Below are 22,338 nucleotides of genomic sequence, written 5' to 3'. Positions count from 1 at the left end.
CGCCCTGGATCGGGGCGGGCAGGCCCGACCATCCCGCATTGGAGAGGACCATGCCCCATCCCGCCACCCCGCGCCCCCTGCGCCAGAGCCTGCAGCCCATGATCGCCGGTGCCGTCCTGGCCAGCTCCCACCCCGGCCTGACCGCCGACAGCATCGAGATTGACCACCTCGGCGTCGCCACCGGCGACGACCCACTCGGCCTGCGCGTGTTCCTGTACTACCCCGGCGACGGCATGTTCCAGCAGTGGGTGCACGCCATCGGCGCCACCGAGTTCGGCGCCCCCCGGCCCACCAGCCGCCCCGGCGAGCTGTCCCACACCGCCACCGGACACGTCGGCCACACCCCCGTCGAGGTCACCTGTCTGATGCAGCGCGACGAGTGGGTGTGGCGCACCAGCACCGAAGGCGACGTCCACAAACGGGACCATGCCAAGGACGGTTCCTGGGCCGTCTGCGGCGACCTGATTGTGGGCGTCGTCGATCCCGGCAACTCACAGCAGCCGCAACCGCATTGCCTCGGGTGCGGGAAACCCGACACCGTCCCGGCAGCCGCGCGGTGATCCGAACCAAGAGCCGCGCCTGCACCGGCAAGCGCCGCCACGAAACCCGCAAAGAAGCTATGGAGCACTGCGACCGGCTGATAGTCAAGGGCGCCGTGCGCTTGGCCGCCTACTCGTGTCGCAACCGCACCTGCGGCGGCTGGCACGTCGGCCATCTGCCCAAGCCCCGCACCTGACAGACCCCCGAACCGGGCCGCGCCCACGGTGATCACCCCTGCGGGCGCGGCCCCACCACTACTCGTGAAGGAGCACAGGCCACCATGGACACTCCCAGCTGCACCCAGCCCGTCCTACTGCGCGACGCCAACGGTGACTTCAGCCAGGTCGCGCCAGCGAGGAGCGACATTGCCGCGGCCACAGACGGCCGCGAGATGTACGGCGTCTGCTGCGCCCTCGCTGAAGCTGCGCGACAGGCCCTCATCCGGTTGTACGGGCATCCGAGCCCGCAGCTCCTGTGGGCGCTGGCCGCACCCGACCCGGCCGAAGGTCCTCAGCACCCGGCACGCAACTTCTCACTGCGATTCATCACCGCCTACGTCAATGGCGACCTGTTGACCTGCCAGGCCCTTCACCAGGCGGCGGCATCCGCGGGTTCCCAAGGTTACGAGCACTTCCTGAAGGCGCTGATCGCCGGCGTCTCCGACCTGACCCGAGTTGCCCTGGAGGAGCGGACTGCCAACAGCGAGACGCCCGCCCAGCACCCGTACTAGCCCCGGCAGCTGGCCCGCGCCCGCAGCGGCCCCCTCGCGGGCGCGGCTTCCATCAACCATGCAAGGAACGGCCCTGACCAGGTGAAACGCGAAAAAGTTTCTTGCCCCACATCAGAAGTGCACGTAGAATAAGAGGAACAGGAAGAGGGGTCGCCCGGTGTCGAAGACGCCAAGAAAGTGCGCCGCGCGGGACGCGGCTGCAAGGTGCAGGGCCGGGCGGTGCTTCGCAACGACGATCGGCCTCTTGGAGGAGCCCGTGATCACCCTGCTGGACCAGTTCGCCACCAACCTCGGCAAAGCCGAAGATGCTGTCCCCGCCCTCGTCGGCGACAGCCTGTACGTCCGCTACGCCAACGACCCGGCCATCCTGAAGATCACCTCTCGGCCCGGGTGCGACGAGGTCAAGATCACTTTCCAGGTCATCCACCCCGAGCGCGGTCCGATCGACGCAACCAGCTTTGTCCTGACCCGCGCGCAGGACTTTACGTTCGCCCTGGAGCAGCTGGAGTCGTACCAGGAGATCTGGTTCGCCTGACCTTGCCCTGCGCCAGCCGCCCACCTGATGGCGGGCGGCTGGCGCTGTCCCTGCAGGACCACGGCCTCTTGGAGGAAGCCATGAACAGCATCGGACGCACCGACCTTCTCGCAGCTCCCTACACCCTCATGACCGGCCAGGTGACCGAACGTTTCGCCGATGTCCTTGAAGGCCCGCACCTGCAGGCCCTGCTTGCGGAGCGTTTCGGCCTCACCGCTGACGCTGCAGGTCAGGCCGCGATCACCGTCGGCCAGGTTTTGACCGTGACCTGGCATGCGGCGGGGTACGGGCAGGAGTTCCGTACGTGGATCGGCTGCATGCCCGACGTGCTCCTGAAGTGCTTCGTGGAGATGGCCGCCCGTGCCGAGCGGGACGAGTTCGCCGCCAGCCACGCGGTGCACATCGGCCGCCAGGTTTTCACCGAACTCGCCCTGCGGCTCCGTCCGTTCTGACCCGCCCGGGGGTCACTGCGATGGCGGCCCTCTTCACCGACTGGGAGATAGCCATGAACAAAACCATTCGCGGCGTTCGCCTCGACGTCGACGGCACCCTCGCCGACGTGCAACTGCCCGCCGGCGACGGCCTGGCGGGGGAGCTGTGCAGGCACATCGGCGGACGGGCTGAGATCGCTCACTACGCCCGCCCCGACGGCACGCGCCGCCTGGCGGTGATCGTCAACGCCGACGAAGCCGTCGGGGGGCTGGAGAACCTGTACGCGACGTCGCTGGTCAGTGGCATCTACGTCAGACAGCTGCCGTACTGTCTGCGCGGGCCGCTTGTCCTGCTGGGGGCGCTGGACGACTCGCGTCACTACACCGACATTCCCGAGAAGCTGCACGCGATCCTGCCGAAGGTCATGGATGCCCTCAAGGTGCGCTACGGCACCACCACCTGACTGACGCGGCCGAGTCCACCGGGGTCCGGCCGGACTGATGTGCCACACCATTCGAACGCCCGTGCCACATCGTCACCCCGGCCGGGCCCCGCACTGCGGGCGCCCGGCCCCTTTCATACCCAAAGGAGCAACACCGTGCCCGACGCCAATCAGCCACATCAGCCCGCCCGCATGATCGAGACCCGGGTCTGCATCGACGACACGCTCGGCCCCTACGACGCCAAGCTCGACCCTGCGGACCGGTGGAACGGCGCGCTCTCCCCGTACTTCACCCTCGACACCGTTCGCCAGCTCGCGGCCCGCACCCAGGAGATGGCCGAGGAGCAGGGTCACGACAGGGTCGACACCATCCACGTAGTCGACGGCGACGCTGGCCGCGAGGGCGAGCCCCGCACGGTCGTCGTCTCGATCCGTCGGTGCTACGTCGACGAATATTGCGAGTCGGACACCGAGATCATCCAGCCCAGCGATGAGGGCCTGTACGGCGTCGGCAGCTGGGAGTGGACCTGGCAATACGTGACCTGGTCGTGTGCCTGCGGCTCCAACACGCCATGGCACGAGGCCTGCTGCAAGGACTGCGGCTTGCCTCGCCCGGAAGTTGCCACCGCACAGGCGGACGGCGCCCTTGGCGCTGTCTCACCCCGCCCAGATGTGCCACACCATTCAATCGAAGAAGGGGATCGGAGTCGCCGTGCCGTAACGAGTACCCGCCTCGACTATCTCGCGGCGAACGGAACCAACGGCAAAGAGCAGCGGATCTTCCTGGCTGACGCCAATGGCCTCAGCGTCAAGGGCAAACCTGGCGCCGTCGAGTTCGAAGAGGTCTACCTGGCCGAGGGCCTCGACGCCCCCGACGCCGACGGCTGGCAGCTGCAGGACGACGTGGAGTTGGGGCTCACTAGCGGTGACGAGCCTGATCACGGTCACCTGTTCTACGACGTTCCGGTGGACGCCGTTCGCCAGCTCATCGATGAGCACGGCGGCGAGGACGCCGGCCAGGATCCCATCGCCTGACATGTCCCTGAGCGCCCCGTCGCCCTGCCGATTTCTGGCCCGGGTGGCGGGGCGCCCTCATGCCCGCACCCCGAAGGAGTAAATCGTGGAGCAGCTCGACCTGTTCGCGGCCGCCGAGGAAACCCCGGTTCCGGCGACCTTCGTTGCCCGTCCCAAGTCGCCTCGCCCGGTCGTAGTCCCCTCGGCGCCTCGACTGCCGTCCGTGCCCAGCCGGGTCGTCGCAGCCGACGACGACACCGGCGCCCTGTTCGCCGATTCTTGCGTCGAACTGCCGTCCGTCCAGACCCTCATTCCCTCACTGCGCCGATTCGCGCCGCTGCTGGTCGGTAACCCGCGCGATACCGGACAGCGCCTTGGCGAAGCTGTCGCGGACACCTGGCACGCCTCCAATTGGAGTGGCTACCGCATTGACATCCCCGTCAGCATCGTCGGCGCCCTGGCGCTGTTCCCCGTCAAGGGCCACAACGAGGACGTCGCCCGCATCATCAGTAACTGCAGCGACTGGGAGCTTTTGCAGGGATACCGTGAAATTTACGGGCGTACATGGCTCCACCGCCCTGACCTTGGAGTCCGCATGGCCCCGTTGATGCGCTGGCTGACCGAGGACGGTGTGGAGGAGAAGGCGTACGCGGTGCGCCGGGTGACCGAGACGGCGCTGCGTTACGGCATTCTGCAGCTGACCGGCGACCCCGACCCTTCCAACCGCTCGGACACCGACGTGATGTCCTGGACGATCACCTCGCTGCGCTCGCAGGGCGCCCGCCAGGGCCTGGGCGAGTACCACACTCCCTCCGAGGTGTGTGACCTGATGGCCGCTGTGACCTGCACCGAGGCGCCCGAGAAGGGCGCCCGGTTCCACGAGCCGGCTGGCGGCACGGGCGGCATGTTCCGTGCCCTGGCGCAGCGACTGCGCCACCTGCTGGCGGACCCGGCCGACTATGAGTGGGCGCTGAACGAACTTGAACCGCTCGCTGCAGCTGGCGCGGCCGTCAATGCGATCGTGTGGGGCCTGGGCCCGAACGTGGTGATCGCTTGCGGCGACACCCTCGCGCATGGCGATCTGCAGGAGCAGGCCCGGCGGGAGCGGAGGGGCCAGTTCGAGGAGCGGGACGAGATCCTCGGCCGCATCGCGGTCGCCCAAGCGGTACTTGAAGCGATAACGCTCACTGATCGGCTCTTTGGCTTAAAGGCTGTCTGACCTGGGATCTTCCTGGAAAAATTCTTGCCCCGCAATCCAATTGCCATTAAAATAAGAGCCCAGGAGGGGTGTGGTCCCACTCCCCGCCACCAGAAAGGAACCGAATGTACGAGACCGGCCAGCGCATCGCCCTTGAAGCCACCACCGACCCTGACACTGACCTCCGCCCTGGCGACGAGGGCACCATCCGCTCCTACAACCCCACCCTCAGACGACTCGGAGTCGACTGGGACAGCGGCTCCAGTCTCTCGATGCTCCTCGACGACGGCGACCGCATCCGCCTCCTCCTTTGATCGCCAGGCCCCGCCCACCGGGCGGGGCCTTCGAACAGCGCCGACTGACCACTTGGAGAAGCCGTGCAACCCGTAGCCCCGACCTTCGACGTTCAGCTCGAACTTCCGGCCCTCGAAGCCACTGCCCGCAAGTGGGCCACCCGCACGCGCGCGCTCGTCAACCGTGCCGTCTGCGACGACCAGGAGCACGCCCTGACCGTCGCCGCAATCCAATTCGACTCCGCCGCTCAATTCCTCGGCCACGGAGACGTCGACAAGGCCCGCGACGCCCTACGCATCGCTGCCAACTACGCCGGCAGTGAGGAAGCCAGCGCCCCCCGCATCGCCGAGGCCGCCAGCACCCTCCTGGCCGCCATCCCGACCTGACCCCCTCCCCCCCCCGCCCACAAGGGGCGGGACCCAAACCACACCAACGACCTCTTGGAGAAGAACGTCGTGCAACTCGCTCCCTCAGCCCTCCACTCCACCGCCGAAACCCTCACCGGCTCCCTCGGTGCTGACAACTGGCAGGTCAATGAGCTGATCATCGACGGCATCGTGAGCCTCGACGGCCCCCACGACCGACGGATCGGCATGCGCCTTCTCGGCGACGGCAGCAGCATCCAACTATGGGCCACCGGCGGCGCCGAGCCAGCTGACCACGAGCCCATCGAGGGCATCGCCCCGCTGCCGTGCAACCACCGCTGGCACACTCCCGTTCATATAGGCCGCCTCGACGCGGACAAGGACCCCGCGGCCGTTCTCTACGCCGCGATCAGTGACCGGCTGTTGCCTGCCTTCGACGCCAAGCCGCTCTACGTCGGCCACCGGCCGTGGGAAGAGGCCTTCGACAGCGCACTATCCCAAGTGCTGGACGAGTCGCCGGGGACGACAGGAACCTCCCTGCGCGACTGCGGACCGGAAGCCCACGTGCGGCCCCACGATGCCGGTCCCGACCTGGAGCATTCAGCCGACGCCGAGCCTGTGCCTGCGCCCGAGGGCACGCCTGAGCCCGAACCGAAAGCCCCCGCCCCGCAGACCGAGGCCAAACCCCAGCCCGAGTCGGAGCCCGCCGGGAAGCGGGTCCGCCGTCCCAAGGCCGCCTCCCCGGCCGCCAGCAGCGACGCCAAGCCGAGCACCACCCGAAAGCGCACGACCGCCAAGCCCGCCACCCCAGCCACTGACAGCGAGCCCAAGCCCCGACCGGCCCGCAAGCGCGCCAGCAAGCCCCCCGCTTCCTGACCGCAACCCAAAGGGCCGCCCACCCATCGGTGGGCGGCCCTACCCATACCCCGACCAGCAACCTGAAAGGGACACACCGCCCATGCCCACGAGCTTCCACCGCCAGCCTGAGCAACACCCTCACACCGTCTACGCCACCGCGCGAGCCGCCCTTGAGTTCCTGGGGGACCAGTGGGGTGCCCTGCCAGGCCCCTGCGGGGCGACCGGACACCTGCACAACGCCGACCACATCCCGTTCACGGTCGGTGTCTGCGAGGCCGGACACCTCTACCTCCGCAACGACGCCCAAGGAGACAGCGTCCACCTGCCCTTCACCTCCACCGACGACCCCACCGCAATCGGCCAGGCCATCGCCAAGGTCATCGGCGACCTGTACTGACTGCCCCCCCGCCCTGCGAAACCCCTCGACCCCAGTCACGTTCCGGGCCGCCCACCACCAGGTGGACGGCCCGCTCCATGCGCGGAGGACAACACATGGCCACCGAGGCCGACGCCAACCAGCCCGAACCCGCATCCACCAACTGCCCCGACTGCGCGGTCAGCCCCGGCAAACTCCACGACGACCGCTGTGACGTCGCACGCTGCGCCATCACCGGCTACCAGCGCCTCGGCTGTACTCACTACGGAACCGCGTGCAACACCCGCTGGACCGGCGAGTGGCCTGGCAGCGCCGAGTGCATCGAATACGGCTTCCTCATCGACCTCGGTCCCGGCGACGAATCCATGCCCGACCTCAACCGCCTCTACATCGAATGCGACTGGGACGTCGACCGGCAGCGCATGGTCCGTCGCTCCAGCTGACAACCCCAGAGCAGGAAGGAAGACCTCGCATGCCCGTCATTCCGCTCGACGGCATCCCGCAGAAGCACATCCCCATCGTCCGCACCGCCACCAAGCAGGGCCTGATAGAGCTGCTGCGCGCCGGCGCCTTCCAAGAAGGGCTGACAGGAAATCAGTATCCCTACCCTCTCAATATCGCCGAGGCGTACAGCACCTTCGGCGGACGCTGCTGGATCCTCGCCCGCCAGATACTCCTGACCGACCACGAAGGCCGCAGCATCCACAACGTGCGCCACGTTTTCACCACCAGCCCGGGACAGGCCTGGTGGTCCTTGCCTGTCCGCCCAGGAGAGCGCGCCTATGAGTTCGAGTTCGCGACCGGTGGGCCCATCGCCGGTAGCGGACGCCCTTACCCGCACCCCGTCCTCCCACGCGAGATCGCCGCCCTCGAAGCCGAACGGTGCGGCCCGTACCGCGACGCGTTCGGCCTATGCACCGGCTGCGGCTTACGCGGCCGCGTCGAGCGTCGCTGCACGGCCGACGACCCGCACCGCTCCCGAGAGTCCCTGCGTTCCCCGTATGCCCAGCCCTGGAAGTGGGTTCCCTGCCCGCACGAGTGCGGCTACGTCGGCCAACCTGAGATCCGGCCGAGCATCTTGTACAGACTGGTCCCACAGATAAGCCCAGGCAGATAGCCTGTGCAGCAGCAGCCCGGACAGGGCTTGCGCTGACGGCCAGAGGCCCTACCCCCGAGCGGGGCAGGGCCTTTTTGCATCGGAAGGCAGATGCGTCGGAGACGCTTTTGCCTACAGGCGCTGAGCTGGAGGCCAACCCGGCCGAGGCCCGAGCCGTCCACCAACTGGGCGTTGCTGGGGCCAAGATGGGGCCGGAAGGAGAGTGAAACCTCGTGAAGGATCACCGTTCCCCGGGAACCTGTTGGCCCGCTGACCTGCACAGATGGTGAAGGCAGGGGTATCCGGGGAACGGTGGGGCAACGATCTGGCGAGCTTGTAATGCGTAGGTCGTCGGTTCGAATCCGACAGGGGGCTCTGTGGAAGCCTCAGGACTCACTCGCCGTGACCTGGGGCTTTTGCTTTTTTTGGGATGTGGACGGTTCCTGACCTCAGCCAGTCGGACCGCTTGTGGTCTCGGTTCTGGTCTCAGTTGGGTGCTGGGAGCCAGTAACGGCGCTTCCCATGCCATCACCTCCATGGAAGGGTTGACGCGCCTTGCGTTCAACCGATCTTGGTGAGGGCGACCACATGGGAAGCGCTGCGGTGGAGAAGAGCCTGCTGTCGGCCTGATGTGGGTGACAGCAGGGTGGTCAGGACTACCTCAATTGATCGCGGATCTTCAGCACCAGCAGGGTGACGGCGATGAACGTGCCTCCCGCGCACTGGGCCGCAACGAGGGCGGCAGCATGAAGTAGCGCGGCTACCACGCCTGCTGCAAAGCCTGTTAAGAGCCCGACCAGCACAGCGATGATGACTACAAGCACTCGGTGTGAGAGCTCATCAGAGGGGGGCGTGGGAGGCGTGGTCACCTGGCACCTCGCCCTGAGCGGGTTATCTCCGCACACCCAAGGCCCCCTCCGCCGTGGCTCTGGCGGGTGACGCGTCGCACGTTAATATCTGTCATGAGGCTTCCTAGTTCAGTTGTGTGGACGACGGTGCTTCGTGAGGGGGGAGTGCTCGAACGATGCTTGCCGGCTAGTCGAGCACTCCCTTTCTCGTCGAGGCGATCTCCCGCAGTAATGGCTAGAAAAGCTCTTGCCGCTTCGCGGGCTCACAGTAGGCTTCGGGACATTTCATGATTCCCTGCTGTCTTTCGCGTTGAGGTGCCGTGATTTGACTCCTTGGCAGTGATTGCGGCTGCCGCCATACTGGCGGCAGGAGCCTGCGAGTACTGAGGATGCCATGGTGCAGAATTTGGGGGAGCGGTGACCGTTTCGGATCCGATGATCGTATGGCGCAAAAGTTCCGCCAGCGGCCCAGGAGGCGATAATTGTGTCGAGGTTTCCTTAGGTGAATGCGTTCTTGTAAGGGACTCTAAAGCCTCCAGTACCGTGCGTCTTTCTGTCAGCCCATCCGCCTGGAATTCTTTTTTGTCCTCGGTTAAGCGGACCCTTTAATGGTTCCCGCTCGTGAGGTGTCGGTTGGGGAGATGAGCGCTATCCTGCTGTATCGCCCCTTCGCCATTCACTGATGGTTTTTGCGTACTCGTTTTCGACCTCCCAAAAAGCCTCAAGATAGTCCTCTACGCTGCGCTGTACGCCGACGATTGCCTTATTGTTGAGGATGACGCTCCCGTCAGGATTTTCGAGGTACACCACCCTTTCCTGCTCGGCCTTGGGGAACTCGAAAATCACATAGGGTGAGCGCAAGAGCGGATATAGTCCGCGCTCGAAGGGCACTACTCCTACGCTCACATGATCGAGCGAGTTGGCCGACTCCAGGTGATCGAGTTGGGCCTCCATCACCTCGGGGTGCCCCACGACTCGCCGCAGGGCTGCCTCGTCGATCAGGAAGCGGAGCTCCGTTTCTGACGATTCGTCGAGCATGCGCTCCTGGCGCTTCATGCGAAGATCCAGAAGCTCGTCTTTCTCTGGCACCACAGACTGCTGGAGGAGGGCGCGCGCGTACCCTTCGGTCTGAAGCAGGCCGGGGATGAAAAGGGCCTCGAAGTTGCGGATTACTGCTGCGGACGCTTCATAGCCAAGGTAGGACTGAAATCCCTCTGACAGAAGAGACCGGTATTCATACCACCACGGCTGCAGTCGGGCCCCATCTGCAGCCTGAAACAACTTATCTGAATCCTCTTTGGAGAGGTTGTAATAGCTCACCAAAGCCCTGAGGTCAGTGGTGGAGATCTTCACCCTCCCCGACTCCAGTCGCATGACTTTCGACAGGGACCACTTCGTCTCTCTCTGGACGTCCATTTGTGAGTACCCCGCCTTCTTGCGTGCGGCTTGAAGCTGCGCACTCAGAAGTTGACGGGAGAACATGGGGTCGACATCGGGCATAGCGATCTCCTTTAGTGCCACAGGTCAGTTGGCAGCCCGTCACCCTGACCGTAGTTAAGAGGACCAGGGTCATAAGGCTACGCGGATTTGTGCTACCTGTCACTATGCCGCACGGCTCTTTGAAGGGATGCCAACTTGAGGGGAGAGTGTCGGGGCAGGAGTGAAAAAACGAAACTTCTGAGGGGTTTCACGAATGAGTGATGCGCAAATTCACTCGTGTGGGTGACGGTGTGATGATGGCGCTGAAGGGTCAGCCCTTAAAGATCGCGACCGATTCTCTGATCGACTTAGGGAGAATTCTCAACATCACCGCTCGACGTCAGCGGCACGCAGTACCCATGATTCTCCTGCCGTCTTGATGGGACGATGCATCTGTGGCCGTGCTTCTGTCGGCGGCGAGGGAAGCAGACTCGTCCTCAGCGTGGACGGGGCCGCCTCACCGCCTGAACACCCTCGGATCCGGTGGCAACTCGCAACGCTGGCGAGATTCGGGTTGGAATCCCGCCAGCGACTCCGTTGAGATCCCGGATCAGGTATCAGCGGATGCGACGGCGACGGCTTGCCCGAGCCTTGTGAGTGCTCGCTGCGCCAGTTTCTGCCCCAGATGCTGCTTCCTCAGGTGGCAGGAAGGTGTCTCCCATGCGGCGCATGGCGTCCTTCGAGAGGTGGGACCGCCCCTTCACGTACCGCCGCGTCTGGCTGATCTGCGTGTGCCGAAGGATCTCCTGGGGGCCGGTTGCAGGATGCTTTGCAGCCACGAGGGCAGAGGGGCCACCACGGGCCCGCACAGGGCTTCGTAGGCTCCGGCCGGGGGGTGCTGCCGACGGCGACGACGTAGCCGCCCCATGCCCGGGTGTCGACCGAATCGGCAACGGTGCCATGGGTGTTGGACATTCGGATGCCGGGCGGGGTGGTGAAGTACAGGTGGGTTCCACCGCTTGCGGTCCGGACCCGGTAGGTGTCGGGGACGGCGTGCCCGGCGCGCTCGCAGAGCGCCCCGAAGGTTGCCGCGCCGTCAGGCGCGTCCGAACTGCCCTTGTGCTCTGGCGTGTCCAGGTCGACGACCAGCAGCCAGGAAGGGCCGGTGGCGATACCGACGTTGAACGGCGCCCGCGACCAGGCGGCGCGGATGCGGTCCGGGTCGGTCGTGGCCTGCTGCTCCCACTTCCGGTGCCCGTTCTCGCACAGCCCGGTGCCGCTGCACGCCCGCTCGCCGTGCAGCGCAGGGACCTTGGGCGGTAGGGCTTCGCGGAGGCGGAGGTGATGGGTGGACCAGTCGATCTCCTCGGCCGCGCGGATCTCCTCCACGGTGGCCTTGCCGCCGCCCTTGCCGTACGCGGCGACGTACGGGCCATCCCGCCATACGCCGTGTCGTCATCCCCGGACGTAGCCGCGATGACGCGGGTGGGCAGGCTGAGGGAAGGTCCAGCCTCCGAGTTCGAAGTAGCGGTGCATGAGCACTGCGAGACTGAACTGTTCCCAGCACAGGCGGATGTCCTTGCGGACGTCGGAGCCGGCCACGTTCTCCATCACGTACGGCTGGCCCGTCGCCTCCAGAGCAGCCCGGGTCGGGGCGATCAGCCGGGGATACGTGCGGCCGATCGCCGCGTTGCGCGCAGCGTTCGTGCCCTTGGTCGGTGCTCCCTCGCCCTGGCACGGGGGTGAGGCGTGGATGAAGTCGAATTCGTGGCCGTGCGCGCGGATGTACTTGATGGCGTCGCCCTGGTGGAAGGCGTCACCGCAGTAGTCCGGCTGCGCCTGGATGTCGAAGCCGCTCGCCCACCAGCCGGGCCTTCATCGTCCTCAGCTGCGGGAGGCCCTCCGCCGCCCAGGCGCGCTGTGCGGCCGGACCTCGACGTCGGTGTCACGGTGCAGCAGTCCGTTCACGAAGCTGCGGCTGTGCCCCAGTTCGTCGGCGATCGCCTGGATGGAAGCACCGGCGGCGTACCGCTCGGCGGCGATCTCCGCCTACCGCTCGCGCTCGGCTCCGAGGACGTACCTGCCGTTGTTCGGGTACGGGATGCTCTCCAACCGAGGCTCCCGGGGCTCGTGTTCGGCTCGTACGGCAATGTTCGCAGAGTGCGTTGCGTTACAGAACAGCGACCATACGGTGCAGGGTACAGGGCGGCTTCCGTCGGGATTTGCTTCGTTGGGAGGTCGACCTTGACGCAAAGCCAGCTGGTGTCACTCAGGTCCCGTCGATAGCGTTGGCACACTCATGAGAACCCTCGCCCCACCGGGAGCCGTCCGTGAACCGCCGCCCCACCCTGCTCGCAGCCGCCGCGCTGACCGCTGTCGCGGCCCTGTCGCTGTCCGCTTGCGGAGGCGGCGGCGACAGCTCCAAGGGCAATGACAAGATCGCAGGGGCGGACACCGGTAACGATTCGTCGGCAGCGGCCTCGCCGACTGCGAGCGTGTCGGACTCGGCTGAGCGCCCGAAGATCGAGTTGCCCTCGGACATCACGTACACCTTCGAGTGGTCCAAGACGGGCGACGCGGACAAGGACGCGGTCATGTCCGACAGCGAGCAGTCCATCAAGGCGGTGGACATGGCCATCGCCAACCAGAACGCGCTCGACAAGGGATACCTCTTCTACTACGAGGGGGAGGCGGCCGCCGGGACACAGGAGTTCATCCAGAACTACGTGGACCACAAGGCCCGGACCACCGGCGCCTACCGCTTCTACGACCCCGTCGTGACGGTCGACAAGGACGGAACCGCGACCCTTGGCTACTGCGAGGACCAGGGCAAGGCGTTCATCAAGTACCTCAAGAGCGGCGAGGTCAAGAAGACCCCGGTCACCAAGAAGAGTTACGTGGTCTATAACACGTCCCTCAAGAAGAACAAGCAAGGTGTCTGGGTGATCCAGAAGATCATCTCTCAGAGCGGGAGCGCCAAGTGCCTGCCCTGAAGCCCCAGTCGACGAAGTTCGCCTTCCTCGTACTCGGGCTGCTCATGCTCGCACCGGGGCAGGCGTTCGCGGACGACACGTTCGACAATCAGACGCAGAACCCGCCTGGAACGAAGGCGAAGGGCGACGCCACCGATGACGGGACACTCTCAGCCACGGCCGGCGCCGTTGTCTACGACCGGTCGAAGAACGGCACCGGCGCGTCCGCTGGCGCGGTGACCTCGACCACCTCCTGGACCCCGCCCGCCTGCTACTACGCACCCAAGTACACCCCGGCCAAGCTGAAGGAGTACCTGCAGTCGATCTGGGAGCAGGAGTCGACGGGGTACCAGTGGGACCGGGAGCAGCGCAACAAGTACGAGAACGGCGGCAAGACCGCCAGCACGTACAAGGACTTCAACAAGGCCAAGACCGGCAAGGGTTATTGGTGGGACACGTACGTCACCCCGGGACGTGAGGGCGACCCGGGTGCACTCGACTGCGACAAGCCCATCTTCTGGGTGGACAAGGGCGAGGCCCCGCCGGCGGACATCCCCCAGGCGATCACGCCGCAGATGCTCGCGCAGCTCGCATACGCCGAGATCCGCGTCCCCTCGACCAAGGTCCAGCTCGCTCCGGAGGGCACCACGAAGGTGAACCTGCCGACGTGGGCGTGGCTGGACGCGGAGAAGTTCAAGCCGGTGTCGGTCACCGCGTCCGTCCCGCTGCTCGGCATCGAGGCGACGACCACCGCCGAGCCGGTGTCGCTGAAGATCGAGCCGGGCACGGCCGACGCCACGACCTTTCCGGCGTCCGGCGCGTGCGAGATCAACAACGGCCGGATCGGTGAGGTGTACGCGAAGGGGAAGGCGGACGAGACTCCGCCGTGCGGTGTGACGTACCTGCGCTCCTCGGGAGACGGTTCGTACAAGCTCAAGGCCACCATCACCTGGAAGATCCACTGGACCGGTACGGCTGTGAACGGCGAACAGTCCCTGCCGGATGGCACGTTCGGCGCTGAGCAGGACGTCGTTGTGCAGGAGATCCAGGCCGTCAACCGGTAGCCAGACACACGGGGGGTAAGTGCACATGTCGTTCCTGAGGTTCTTCTCCGACGACGTGAAGGAGATGGCCCGCACCCTGGAGAGCAGCGGCGGCCGCATGAAGGACGCGTCGAAGGAGATGTCGTGGGTGGACTCCCGCCAGGTCGGCCACACCGGCCTCCAGTCCGCGTGCGACGACTTCGCCGACTCCTGGGACTACGGCTTCGGTCAGCTCTCCAAGCTGACCAAGGGGGTTTCCAAGTTCGCCAACAAGGCTTCTGAGGAGTTCCTCAAACTGGACCAGAAGCTGTACGACGAATTGAAGAAGAAGGCCGCGGAGAAGAAGAAGTGAGCCTGGCCCGCAGCTTTCAGCTGCCTGCGGCCGAGCGGCCGCCGGAACCCTTCAGGTGGCCGCTCGCGGGGGCCACTCCACTCCTGCTGTGGCTAGGCGTGCGAGATGCCTGGTGCGCCTGCGGCGAGTCACGGCAAGACCCACGAGGTAAAGCGCGAAGAATATGAGCCAGATGCCTCCCGCGATGAGTACCCGTTCAACGGTGTAGCCGGGGAAGGCGAGAAAGATGGCCATGACGACCGGAAGGAGGAGGACATTACTCAGGACTCGCGGGTTATACCTGCCGGACGCATCGACGATCATCTGGGAATACAGCAGATCCACTTCAGGCAGAGCACTTGGGTCCGGGGTCAGTCCGCGGCCCGGCCTCATCCCTGGAAGCGCGCCACCGCGTAGCAGGCCGGGGTGATCAGCCATGGTGGAAGCGACTCGCTCGCGGGCGTCGGGAGCGCGCTGGAAGAGGAAATAGGGATTGTTCAAGGCGGCACCACCCGGCATATGTCCCATGTAGCGATAGCCGACCCTCTCCGCAACATACGCGAAGGCCGCAAACTTTTTCATGCCCGGAAAGTAGGGCCTTACCGCAAACTCGCCCTTCTCTTCCGACATGGCCTTCGTCAACTCGTTCAGCAGATGCTGTTCGTCCACGACTGCCTCCTCCTTCGGCCACCAGGAGACGAGGCTACCCGCGGTGGCGTGCATACACCCCGGATAACCTACCGCCTCAACGAGAACGACTTCCGCAAAGGAAGGGATATATCACGCATGGGCGACACGAAGCCGCAAGGAGAAGCCCGATGAGCTCCGACATATATCCGAACCTGGGGTTCGATCCAGCACCGGGCGATCTTGAGTCCGTGAGGGACCTTGCGAAGGCTGTCGGCCGCGTCACTCAGGGCAGCAGCACCGCTCAGACGGAACTGCACAAGATGGGCACCTCCGACGGTGTCTGGGCCGGCAAGTCCGCCGACGCCTTCAAGGACACCTTCTCCGAAGTCCCTCCATACCTGAAGAAGGCCCTGGACTCCCTGGACACGGCACAACGGGCCCTCGCCTCCTGGGAGACACAGCTGGACGGCTTCCAAGCCAGGGCCAGGAGGCTGGAGCAGGAGGCAGCCGAAGCAGCCCGGCGAGTCAACTCCGCCCAGACCTCGGTGGACGAACTGCCCTCCTCCACATCCGGGATGTCGGACAAGGAAAAGGAAAAGCACGAGAAGGACGCCAAGAGCAAGAAGGAATCCCTGGACTCCGCGAACAGCGAGCTCTCCGCGATCCGCAGCCGAGCCCACTCGCTCCACACCGAGCACGAACAGGCCGCAACCGCCATCGCGCGTCAGGTCAAGGGAGCGGCCGACGACGCCCCTCCGGAGCCAGGCTGGTTCGACGAGGCGCTGAACGCCGTCGGCGACCTGCTCGAAGACGCCTGGGACACCATCACGGACCCGAACTTCTGGAAGATGATCGGCGACATCCTGGCAGACGTCGCCATGGTGGTCGGTGTCCTCGCGCTCTTCTTCTCCGGCCTCGGCGTGGCAGCCTTCATCATCGCCGGGCTCGCGCTGGCCTTCCATCTCGCCGCCATGGCCGGTGGCGCAGACGTGACCTGGGAAACACTCGCCTGGGACGCCGTCGGCGTGGTCGCCGGCGGTCTCAGCCTGGCCGGTGGGCGCCTCGTCCAATCCGGCCGCGCTCTGGTCATGGCCGGTCGCGAACTCCGCCTCTCCTCCGGCGTCATGAACGCGCTCAGCAAGGTCAGGCCCGGCAGCCTCCTGAGCGGGCTGAGAGGGATACCCAGCGGGGTCGCCAACTCCGCCCGGGGCCTGGCCATGGCAGGCAAGGGATGGTCCTTCGTCGCGTCGGGGGTTGCGATCGACAAGTCCGCCACCTGGGCCGGCGCCGCCCTGGCGATCGGCTCCAACATGCACAATGGCACCTGGGACCAGGGTCGTTGGACCGACGGAGAGTTCAAGACCGGCGACATTCCGGTGGTCGGGCCGTTCATGGACTACTTCGGTCCGGTCGACGAGGACAAGACCGTGGCCCCAGGCACCTTCCCGTCCACGTTTGACGCACCCACCGCTCTCACCTCCTCCGGCAGCACCTTCACCCAGCATCTCGATCCGTCGCAGATGGGCACGGCCGCATGAGCGTCACCGGACAGGGTGTGACCGGCGATATCGCGAGAAGCGACACAGCACCGTTCCGTTACGCCTTTCACCACCAGGTCCCCGACGAGTTCGTCCGGCTTCCCGAGCCGACGGCCTCCGATGGCTGGCGGCAGGCCATGGCACAGCTGATGCCCGAGTCGGACGAAGAACAGCAGGATGCCGCCAGCGACCGTCTGCGCCGCCAACTGCCGCTCCTGAGCGCCAGGGAGAACGTGGTCCTCACCGCCATGTGCGTAGGCACCGAGGAGGTGGACGGGGACGAGCGCCTGTCCATGGGCCTGCTCGCCGTCACGGTACGGCCGAGTGAACACTCCCCTGCCACCCGGCTCTTCACCGCCGAAGGGATCTACCAGGCCACCGCCCAGAAGCTCTTCTCCGGCGTGGCCGAGGAGAGACTTGAGAAGATTGCCTTCCCGCTCGGCGAAGGACTCCAGGGCCCCCAGGACATGGTGTTGGCGGCCAAACTCCCGTGCGGGCCCGCGGTCATGTCGACATCCCTGCGCACACTCCACCTACCTGCCCTGGATGTCGGACTAGCGATGCCTCCGCTTCCGATGGCCGCGCTGCAACTGGTCGTACCCGCACCGCACGGCTACTGCGTATACGTCACCATCTCCACCCCCTCCGTCTTCCTCCTTGACTCCTACAGCGCTCGTCTCGCGCATATCGGCCGAACTCTCACGTTCGACGATCTCGCTACCGCATATCAGACACAGCAGCCATAGATCGTGTGGGCACTCGGCGACCCTGGTGCAAACGGAAGAGAAGGGGCAAGGCCTCCGCTGTGAGTACTGTTTCCGGCCGTGCACTGACGAGGGGCGCTCGGCCCAACATCACGATGCCGTAGGAGGATGGAGAAGAAGCGGGTGAGCGCCGTCATGGACGCCGGGGCGCGGCAGAGGCGTGCCAGCTACCGCATCCCGCCGCTGGCGATCGGCATCGGCTGCTACGTGCTCGCCGTGATCGCCGCGATGTTCCAGTTCGCGGACGACATCGGCACCGGCCTGGAAATCCTCCTGTGGATCGCCCACGGCGTGCTCCTCGCCGGTCTGATCCGTTGGCTGAGGGCCAGCGGGGAGTCCAGCCTGTCGGCGGCGCTGCTCATCGCGCTCGCCTCCGCGTCGTCCGTGCACGTCGCCGATGTGGCCCGCGACGATTTCACCCTTCACCAGCGGGGCGAGAAGGTCACGGTCACGGTGGTGGAGAAAAGGACCGACCCGCCGCGGGGTCGTGAATCCCGCAACTCGTACTACGTGCTGGAGCGACACGACGGCACCAGGGTCCCGGGACCCGCCATGGAGACACCATCCGATCGCTACGAGGTCGGTGAGGTCGTGACGGTCATCGCAGACCCCGAGGGCGAACTTCGCCCTCAGACCCCGGGTCAGGCGGATGCCACGGGCGACGCGCTCGGTTCCGGAGCGTTCGCCCTCGTTGCGCTCGGCTCCGTCGGCTGGATGACATGGCAGGGGTCGGACGCTGCCAAACGGCGAGCCGAAATGAAGAGCAAGGCACCTTCCTGGTCGCAGAAGATGTTCAAGACCGTCACGCGCAACCACAGCACCCGGGAGGAACAGGAGCAGAAGCTGCGCGAAGCCCTGCGCGCCCTCCCCACCGACCAGCGCGTAGGTCGTCGGTTCGAATCCGACAGGGGGCTCAGCGTTAAGCCCAGCTCAGATCTTGTCTGAGCTGGGCTTTCGCGTTCAGTGGATGCGACGGCGGGCGCGGGAGCGGGCTGCGCGGCGGTCCGCGGTCTCAGTTCTGGTGAAGCCCGGACACCTTGTCATGCGGCCGATTCAGGCCTTGTGGGCTCAGGTGCTCAGGTCCTGACCGTCAGGTACTGCCAGCCGCCCCACGTGCTCACGTTGGTGGTGTCCTTCGAGCTGTGGACGTATTCCGAGCGCACCCGGAATTTCTGGTTGACCGCGTGGGAGAGGCTCAGCTGCGCCGCCACGGCGCTCTTGGAGCCGAGCGTGAAGCAGCCCGAGGTGCTGAGCGTGTGCCAGGCGCCGCTGTAGTACTGCTGGACCTGGAAGTGCACGCACTGGCCGGACTTGTTCGGCGTCACGGTCGTGGTCACCGTCGGCTGCACCGTGTGGTGGTAGACGCGGTAGGTGGTGCCGCTGTACGTGGTGGTCGTGTAATAGCCGCTCAGGGCCTGCGCGACCTTCACCTGGTCGCTCACGGCGCGGGTGGCCGTGGCCGGGGCGTAGCGGTAGTCGCCCGTGTAGGACGCGGTGAACGTCGTGTTGCTGACGAGCTTGTACGTGGCCGTCAGGTTGCCCTTGCTGTCCACGGTGCCGGTCTTGACCAGCGTCTTCTTGCCGCCGGCGGGCGTGGCGTAGAGCGAGACCGTACGGCCGTTGTACGTGGTGCCGAGGTGGGCGGTCACGGTGGCCGTCGCGCCGTACGCGTAGGTCGAGGCGTCGGCGGTCACGGACAGGCTCGTCGTGGCGCGCGAGACCTGGACGGTCGCGGAGGCGGTGGCCGCCCGGTGGTCGGTGTCGCCGGCGTAGCTGACCGTGTAGGCGTTGGCGCCGCCGATGGAGGGAGCGTCCTTGACGGTGATCGTGCCGTCGGCGGCCACGGGGGCCGTCCACGTCACGGGCGTCGTGGTGTGCGCCGCGTCCGTGCGGGTCACGGTGACCGTCTCGCCTCTGTCGTACGGGCCGTCGCCCAGCACGGCGCCGAAGCTCAGCGCGGCGCCGCGCGTGGCGGTCGCGGGGGCCTTCAGCGTGAGGGCCGGGGCGTAGGGGGAGATGGTGGTGCTCACGTCGTTCGAGTCCGGCTGGTGCGTGATGTCACCCCCGAACGACAGGCGGTAGGTGAACCATCCGGCTGTCCCCGGGTCGTCGGCGACCGTGAACCGGCCGGTGGCCGGGTCGAGCGGGGCCGCGGGGAGCTGGGTCGACTGGTGGGTGTCCTCGTTCGTCCGCGTCACCTGGACGGTGTCGCCCTGGGCGAAGGGGCCGCGGGTCAGATCGGTCATGACCGTGCCGGTGAAGGCCACCTTGTGCGGCGTCGCCGAGCTGAACTCCGGGTACGGGATGGAGGTTCCGACCCTGGACACCCACACCTTCAGTGAGGTGGTCGCGGGCCGGTGCGTCGCGTCGCCGGCGTAGGACACCTCGTAGGTGTACCCGCCCTCGTCCTGGCGGGTGTCGGTGATGCCGAACGAGCCGTCCGCGCCGACCGTGGCGTCGGGCAGATCGGTGCCGTCGCGGGTGACCTTCAGCGTGGCGCCGGCCGGCACGAAGCCGTGGCCGCCCACCGTTCCGTTCACCGTGAACCGCTGGGCGGGGATCGCGTACGGCGACGGGGCGTTCAGGGAGAGCGTGGTGTCCGTGAGCTTGGCGTCTCCGAGGACGTCGAGGGCGTAGGACCCGTTGCCCTGGGTGACGGCGTAGAGCGTGCGGCCGTCGGCGCCCCAGGCGAGGCCGTCGGGGGCGACGGTGCCGGCCGGGAAGGCGACGTGGTTCTCGGCGATCTGGTCGGCCGCGTAGAGGTAGGCGCCCGCGCCCGGGCCCGCGGTGGCGCCGAGGGCGATCGTGCCGTCGGAGTCGATGGCGACGGAGTCGGGGGAGGAGCTGACGCCGCCGGTGTAGTACCCGTAGGGCTTGGCGGTGCTGAGGTCCGCCGTGCTGTACACGTACACGGCGGTCGACTGCGGAACGAGCAGTTTCGTGCCGTCCGGGGTGACCTGGACGGGGCCCGTCGCGGCGCCGCCGAGGCCCATGTCGACCTTGAGGGAGGGGGTCCCCGAGGAGACGTCGTAGGTGGCGATGTGGGTCATGGAGGAGTGGGCGTCCTGCGCCGCGTTCACCGCGAGCACCCCGCCGCCCGTGCTGAGGAGGGGTGCGGCCGACCAGTGCGGCATGACGGGCTGCGGGGTCGGCGCGGGGTCGGCGGCGGAGGGGTCCAGCGAGCCGACGGTGCCCTTGCCGTCGTCGGCCGTGTAGCTGTACCAGACCTTGCCGCCGGCCTGGGCGACGGCGACCGGAGCGCTGGCGGTGCCGGTGCCGAAGCGGCCGGTCTCGGTGAGCGTCGCCGTGTCGACGGCGGCGATCGCGTCGCCGTCGGTCAGGGCCGCGTACAGCGTCTTGCCGTCGGCGGACAGCGCGAGGCCGTCAGCGCCCTGCTCGCCGTCGATGGTGGTGACGGGGTTGCCGGACAGGTCCGTCACCACGATGCCGGTTGTGCCGGCGCCCTGGCTGAAGAAGAGGTGCTGGTGAGCGCCGTCGACCACCATGTGGGCGTAGTGCGACAGCGACAGCGGCAGCGCGGCCGCGCTGCCGCCGTCGGCCCAAGCGGCTGGACCGGTGAGGCCGACGGTGGCGGTCGTCAGACCTGCGACGACGGATATCGCCGCCGCGAGCGAGACCTGCTTGAGGCGCATGGGACTCCTGGAGAGCGCGGACAGGCAGCCGTACGACCACGCCTGTCGCTGACAGAACGGCCGACAGGTGGGTGCCGGACACGCGTGAGACCGCTGACCTCTCCTTTTGGTTGTACCGCTGCGTCGTCAGGCTCGGGGCCAGCTAGTCGTTCAGGTGGGCGAGGAGAAGGCCGGGATCCTTGGCGGTGACGTAGGCGGCGCTCAGCACGTAGACGGTGTCGCCGCGCAGGGCGATGGACGTGGGGTTCTGCAGGCCGTCGGCCGCGGTCAGCACGACGGAGTGGCTGCCGTCGGGCTGGACGAGCGCGACCTCACCGGGGCCGTTGAGCGCGGCCAGCAGCCGGTCGCCGTGGCCGGTGAAGGCGAAGTCGTCGATCCCCGGCAGGCCGGTGGCCTCGGTCCGGACCGAACCGGCGCGCCCGTCTCGGAGAATGGGGATGCGCAGGATGGTGCCCTTGTCGAGGTTGGTGGCCCAGACAGCACCGTTGTGGATCTTCAGGCCGTTGGCGCCGAGGAAGCCGGTGGAGGCCAGTTCGGGGGCGGTGGACCAGGCAGTGGGGGCGCCGCCGGTGGTGGGCAGACTCCAGATGGTGCCCAGCACGGAGTCGGTGACGTAAAGGGTGCGGGTGCGGGGGTCCAGCGCCAGGCCGTTGGGCAGGCCGTCGGCGGGCAGCGCGGCGATCCGCTGGGGTTCGCCGCCGGGGCGCAGGCGCCACACGCCGGTGAGGTCGGGGGTGCCGGTGGCGTAGAGGAAGTACAGGGTTCCGTCGTGGGCACGGACGATGCCGACGGTCAGCGGGAAGCCCAGGACCGGGGTGTGGACACCGCCGTCGGCGGGCTTGGGCAGGGTGGCCAGGATCCGGATGTTGCCCTTGGGGGAGACCTCGGCGATCTGGCGGCCCTCGGCGAAGGTGACGTACGCGGCGCCGCCCGGTGCCAGGGCGACGTTCTCCGGCGTCTGGCCCTTGGCCAGGTCGAAGTGCACGGCGATCCGCGGGTTGCTCAGCGGGGCGGAGACGGCCGACGCCGCGGCCGGGCTGAGCGCTGCGGCAGCGGCCGCGACAAGGACGGCCGCCGATACGGCGGGCGCGGAGATCTTCTTGAACATGGTTCCTTCAACGGTTTTCGGGCGTGCGTCGGCAACACGCCGACGCACGCGTGGTGACAGGTGGATTCCGCCCGGGACCCTGCGGCCCCGGGGGCTGATACCGGGCATGGCTGGTCGTCGGCCGTGCCCGGGTGGGACGGGTGCTCGCACGT

26 protein-coding genes and 2 pseudogenes are annotated in these 22,338 nt (G+C 67.0%); 20 read left to right on the top strand and 8 right to left on the bottom strand.

All coding sequences use genetic code 11. From position 1 onward, the window contains the following. The first annotated feature begins 50 nt into the window (after positions 1-50). The 14 genes from ACFYW8_RS10705 (at position 51) to ACFYW8_RS10640 (ending at position 9,337) form a co-directional block, all read left to right on the top strand. Complete coding sequence (locus tag ACFYW8_RS10705) at positions 51-560, top strand: hypothetical protein (RefSeq protein ID WP_389070456.1); 510 nt, start codon at positions 51-53, stop codon at positions 558-560. Between the two features lie 260 nt (positions 561-820). Next, entirely contained in the window at positions 821-1,270 is a 450-nt protein-coding gene (locus tag ACFYW8_RS10700; RefSeq protein ID WP_389070451.1) for a hypothetical protein, read from the top strand. A 244-nt stretch (positions 1,271-1,514) separates the two neighbouring features. Then, positions 1,515-1,805 (top strand): hypothetical protein, encoded by a 291-nt coding sequence (locus ACFYW8_RS10695; protein ID WP_389070448.1) that lies wholly within the window; start codon positions 1,515-1,517, stop codon positions 1,803-1,805. Between the two features lie 80 nt (positions 1,806-1,885). Further along, a complete protein-coding gene (locus ACFYW8_RS10690; protein WP_389070443.1) occupies positions 1,886-2,257 on the top strand; it encodes a hypothetical protein in 372 nt (123 codons plus the stop codon). A 20-nt stretch (positions 2,258-2,277) separates the two neighbouring features. Further along, positions 2,278-2,700, top strand: coding sequence for a hypothetical protein (locus tag ACFYW8_RS10685; protein WP_389070438.1), 423 nt, complete (start codon positions 2,278-2,280; stop codon positions 2,698-2,700). A 135-nt stretch (positions 2,701-2,835) separates the two neighbouring features. Further along, positions 2,836-3,714 (top strand): hypothetical protein, encoded by an 879-nt coding sequence (locus ACFYW8_RS10680; RefSeq protein WP_389070433.1) that lies wholly within the window; start codon positions 2,836-2,838, stop codon positions 3,712-3,714. Positions 3,715-3,799: 85 nt separating this feature from the next. Further along, positions 3,800-4,912, top strand: a complete 1,113-nt coding sequence (locus tag ACFYW8_RS10675) for an N-6 DNA methylase (protein WP_389070430.1) — start codon at positions 3,800-3,802, stop codon at positions 4,910-4,912. A 104-nt stretch (positions 4,913-5,016) separates the two neighbouring features. Then, positions 5,017-5,205, top strand: coding sequence for a DUF4314 domain-containing protein (locus ACFYW8_RS10670; protein WP_389070427.1), 189 nt, complete (start codon positions 5,017-5,019; stop codon positions 5,203-5,205). Positions 5,206-5,268: 63 nt separating this feature from the next. After that, positions 5,269-5,571, top strand: coding sequence for a hypothetical protein (locus ACFYW8_RS10665; RefSeq protein WP_389070423.1), 303 nt, complete (start codon positions 5,269-5,271; stop codon positions 5,569-5,571). A 54-nt stretch (positions 5,572-5,625) separates the two neighbouring features. Then, positions 5,626-6,426: a hypothetical protein gene (locus ACFYW8_RS10660; RefSeq protein ID WP_389070419.1), complete on the top strand. Its 801-nt coding sequence runs from the start codon at positions 5,626-5,628 to the stop codon at positions 6,424-6,426. Positions 6,427-6,508: 82 nt separating this feature from the next. Next, complete coding sequence (locus ACFYW8_RS10655; protein ID WP_389070415.1) at positions 6,509-6,805, top strand: hypothetical protein; 297 nt, start codon at positions 6,509-6,511, stop codon at positions 6,803-6,805. A gap of 95 nt (positions 6,806-6,900) precedes the next feature. Beyond that, positions 6,901-7,227, top strand: a complete 327-nt coding sequence (locus ACFYW8_RS10650) for a hypothetical protein (protein WP_389070410.1) — start codon at positions 6,901-6,903, stop codon at positions 7,225-7,227. Positions 7,228-7,256: 29 nt separating this feature from the next. Beyond that, on the top strand, positions 7,257-7,901 hold the full coding sequence (locus ACFYW8_RS10645; RefSeq protein WP_389070405.1) for a hypothetical protein: 645 nt from the start codon (positions 7,257-7,259) through the stop codon (positions 7,899-7,901). A gap of 1,262 nt (positions 7,902-9,163) precedes the next feature. Then, a complete protein-coding gene (locus tag ACFYW8_RS10640) occupies positions 9,164-9,337 on the top strand; it encodes a DUF397 domain-containing protein (protein ID WP_389071141.1) in 174 nt (57 codons plus the stop codon). Between the two features lie 39 nt (positions 9,338-9,376). Here ACFYW8_RS10640 and ACFYW8_RS10635 read toward each other — a convergent pair whose 3' ends face one another. The 5 genes and pseudogenes from ACFYW8_RS10635 to ACFYW8_RS10615 all read right to left on the bottom strand — a co-directional run bounded on the left by ACFYW8_RS10635 (position 9,377) and on the right by ACFYW8_RS10615 (position 12,190). Further along, positions 9,377-10,228, bottom strand: a complete 852-nt coding sequence (locus ACFYW8_RS10635) for a helix-turn-helix domain-containing protein (RefSeq protein WP_389070401.1) — start codon at positions 10,226-10,228, stop codon at positions 9,377-9,379. A 536-nt stretch (positions 10,229-10,764) separates the two neighbouring features. Next, positions 10,765-10,953 (bottom strand): annotated as a pseudogene (locus ACFYW8_RS10630) (integrase); the annotation flags it as partial. Then, positions 10,953-11,509: pseudogene (locus ACFYW8_RS10625) on the bottom strand (bifunctional DNA primase/polymerase); the annotation flags it as partial. The pseudogenes ACFYW8_RS10625 and ACFYW8_RS10630, both read right to left, overlap by 1 nt. Positions 11,510-11,602: 93 nt before the next feature. After that, a complete protein-coding gene (locus ACFYW8_RS10620) occupies positions 11,603-11,758 on the bottom strand; it encodes a hypothetical protein (protein WP_389070397.1) in 156 nt (51 codons plus the stop codon). A 273-nt stretch (positions 11,759-12,031) separates the two neighbouring features. Then, positions 12,032-12,190, bottom strand: a complete 159-nt coding sequence (locus ACFYW8_RS10615; RefSeq protein ID WP_389071136.1) for a helix-turn-helix domain-containing protein — start codon at positions 12,188-12,190, stop codon at positions 12,032-12,034. Between the two features lie 287 nt (positions 12,191-12,477). Here ACFYW8_RS10615 and ACFYW8_RS10610 point away from each other — a divergent pair, with 287 nt between their 5' ends. Genes ACFYW8_RS10610 through ACFYW8_RS10600 form a run of 3 tightly spaced genes read left to right on the top strand, consistent with a single transcriptional unit; the run spans position 12,478 to position 14,514 of the window. Beyond that, positions 12,478-13,140: a hypothetical protein gene (locus ACFYW8_RS10610; protein ID WP_389070392.1), complete on the top strand. Its 663-nt coding sequence runs from the start codon at positions 12,478-12,480 to the stop codon at positions 13,138-13,140. Between the two features lie 44 nt (positions 13,141-13,184). After that, positions 13,185-14,183: a hypothetical protein gene (locus ACFYW8_RS10605; RefSeq protein ID WP_389071132.1), complete on the top strand. Its 999-nt coding sequence runs from the start codon at positions 13,185-13,187 to the stop codon at positions 14,181-14,183. Positions 14,184-14,208: 25 nt separating this feature from the next. After that, positions 14,209-14,514, top strand: a complete 306-nt coding sequence (locus tag ACFYW8_RS10600; RefSeq protein WP_389070388.1) for a hypothetical protein — start codon at positions 14,209-14,211, stop codon at positions 14,512-14,514. A 51-nt stretch (positions 14,515-14,565) separates the two neighbouring features. Here ACFYW8_RS10600 and ACFYW8_RS10595 read toward each other — a convergent pair whose 3' ends face one another. Then, entirely contained in the window at positions 14,566-15,162 is a 597-nt protein-coding gene (locus tag ACFYW8_RS10595; RefSeq protein WP_389070383.1) for a hypothetical protein, read from the bottom strand. Between the two features lie 149 nt (positions 15,163-15,311). On the opposite strand from ACFYW8_RS10595, the gene ACFYW8_RS10590 reads away from it, so the two are divergent. From ACFYW8_RS10590 to ACFYW8_RS10580, 3 genes are all read left to right on the top strand, one after another. Then, a complete protein-coding gene (locus ACFYW8_RS10590) occupies positions 15,312-16,661 on the top strand; it encodes a putative T7SS-secreted protein (protein ID WP_389070378.1) in 1,350 nt (449 codons plus the stop codon). Continuing rightward, positions 16,658-17,407 carry a hypothetical protein gene (locus ACFYW8_RS10585; RefSeq protein WP_389070375.1) on the top strand — a complete coding sequence of 250 codons (750 nt, stop codon included), beginning with the start codon at positions 16,658-16,660 and terminating at the stop codon, positions 17,405-17,407. Before ACFYW8_RS10590 ends, ACFYW8_RS10585 begins: the two co-directional genes overlap by 4 nt. 126 nt (positions 17,408-17,533) lie before the next feature. After that, entirely contained in the window at positions 17,534-18,370 is an 837-nt protein-coding gene (locus ACFYW8_RS10580) for a hypothetical protein (protein WP_389070371.1), read from the top strand. 131 nt (positions 18,371-18,501) lie between these two features. Here the strand turns inward: ACFYW8_RS10580 and ACFYW8_RS10575 are convergent, their stop codons facing one another. After that, the gene (locus ACFYW8_RS10575; protein ID WP_389070367.1) at positions 18,502-21,078 is read right to left on the bottom strand and encodes a hypothetical protein; all 2,577 of its coding nucleotides are present in this window, start codon (positions 21,076-21,078) and stop codon (positions 18,502-18,504) included. A 142-nt stretch (positions 21,079-21,220) separates the two neighbouring features. Further along, complete coding sequence (locus tag ACFYW8_RS10570; RefSeq protein ID WP_389070362.1) at positions 21,221-22,186, bottom strand: hypothetical protein; 966 nt, start codon at positions 22,184-22,186, stop codon at positions 21,221-21,223. Positions 22,187-22,338: the final 152 nt, after the last annotated feature.

This window comes from Streptomyces sp. NPDC002742, assembly GCF_042888885.1.
Taxonomy (GTDB): domain Bacteria; phylum Actinomycetota; class Actinomycetes; order Streptomycetales; family Streptomycetaceae; genus Streptomyces.
Note: the sequence above shows the minus strand (reverse complement) of the source record. Positions and strands in the feature narration are given on the sequence as shown.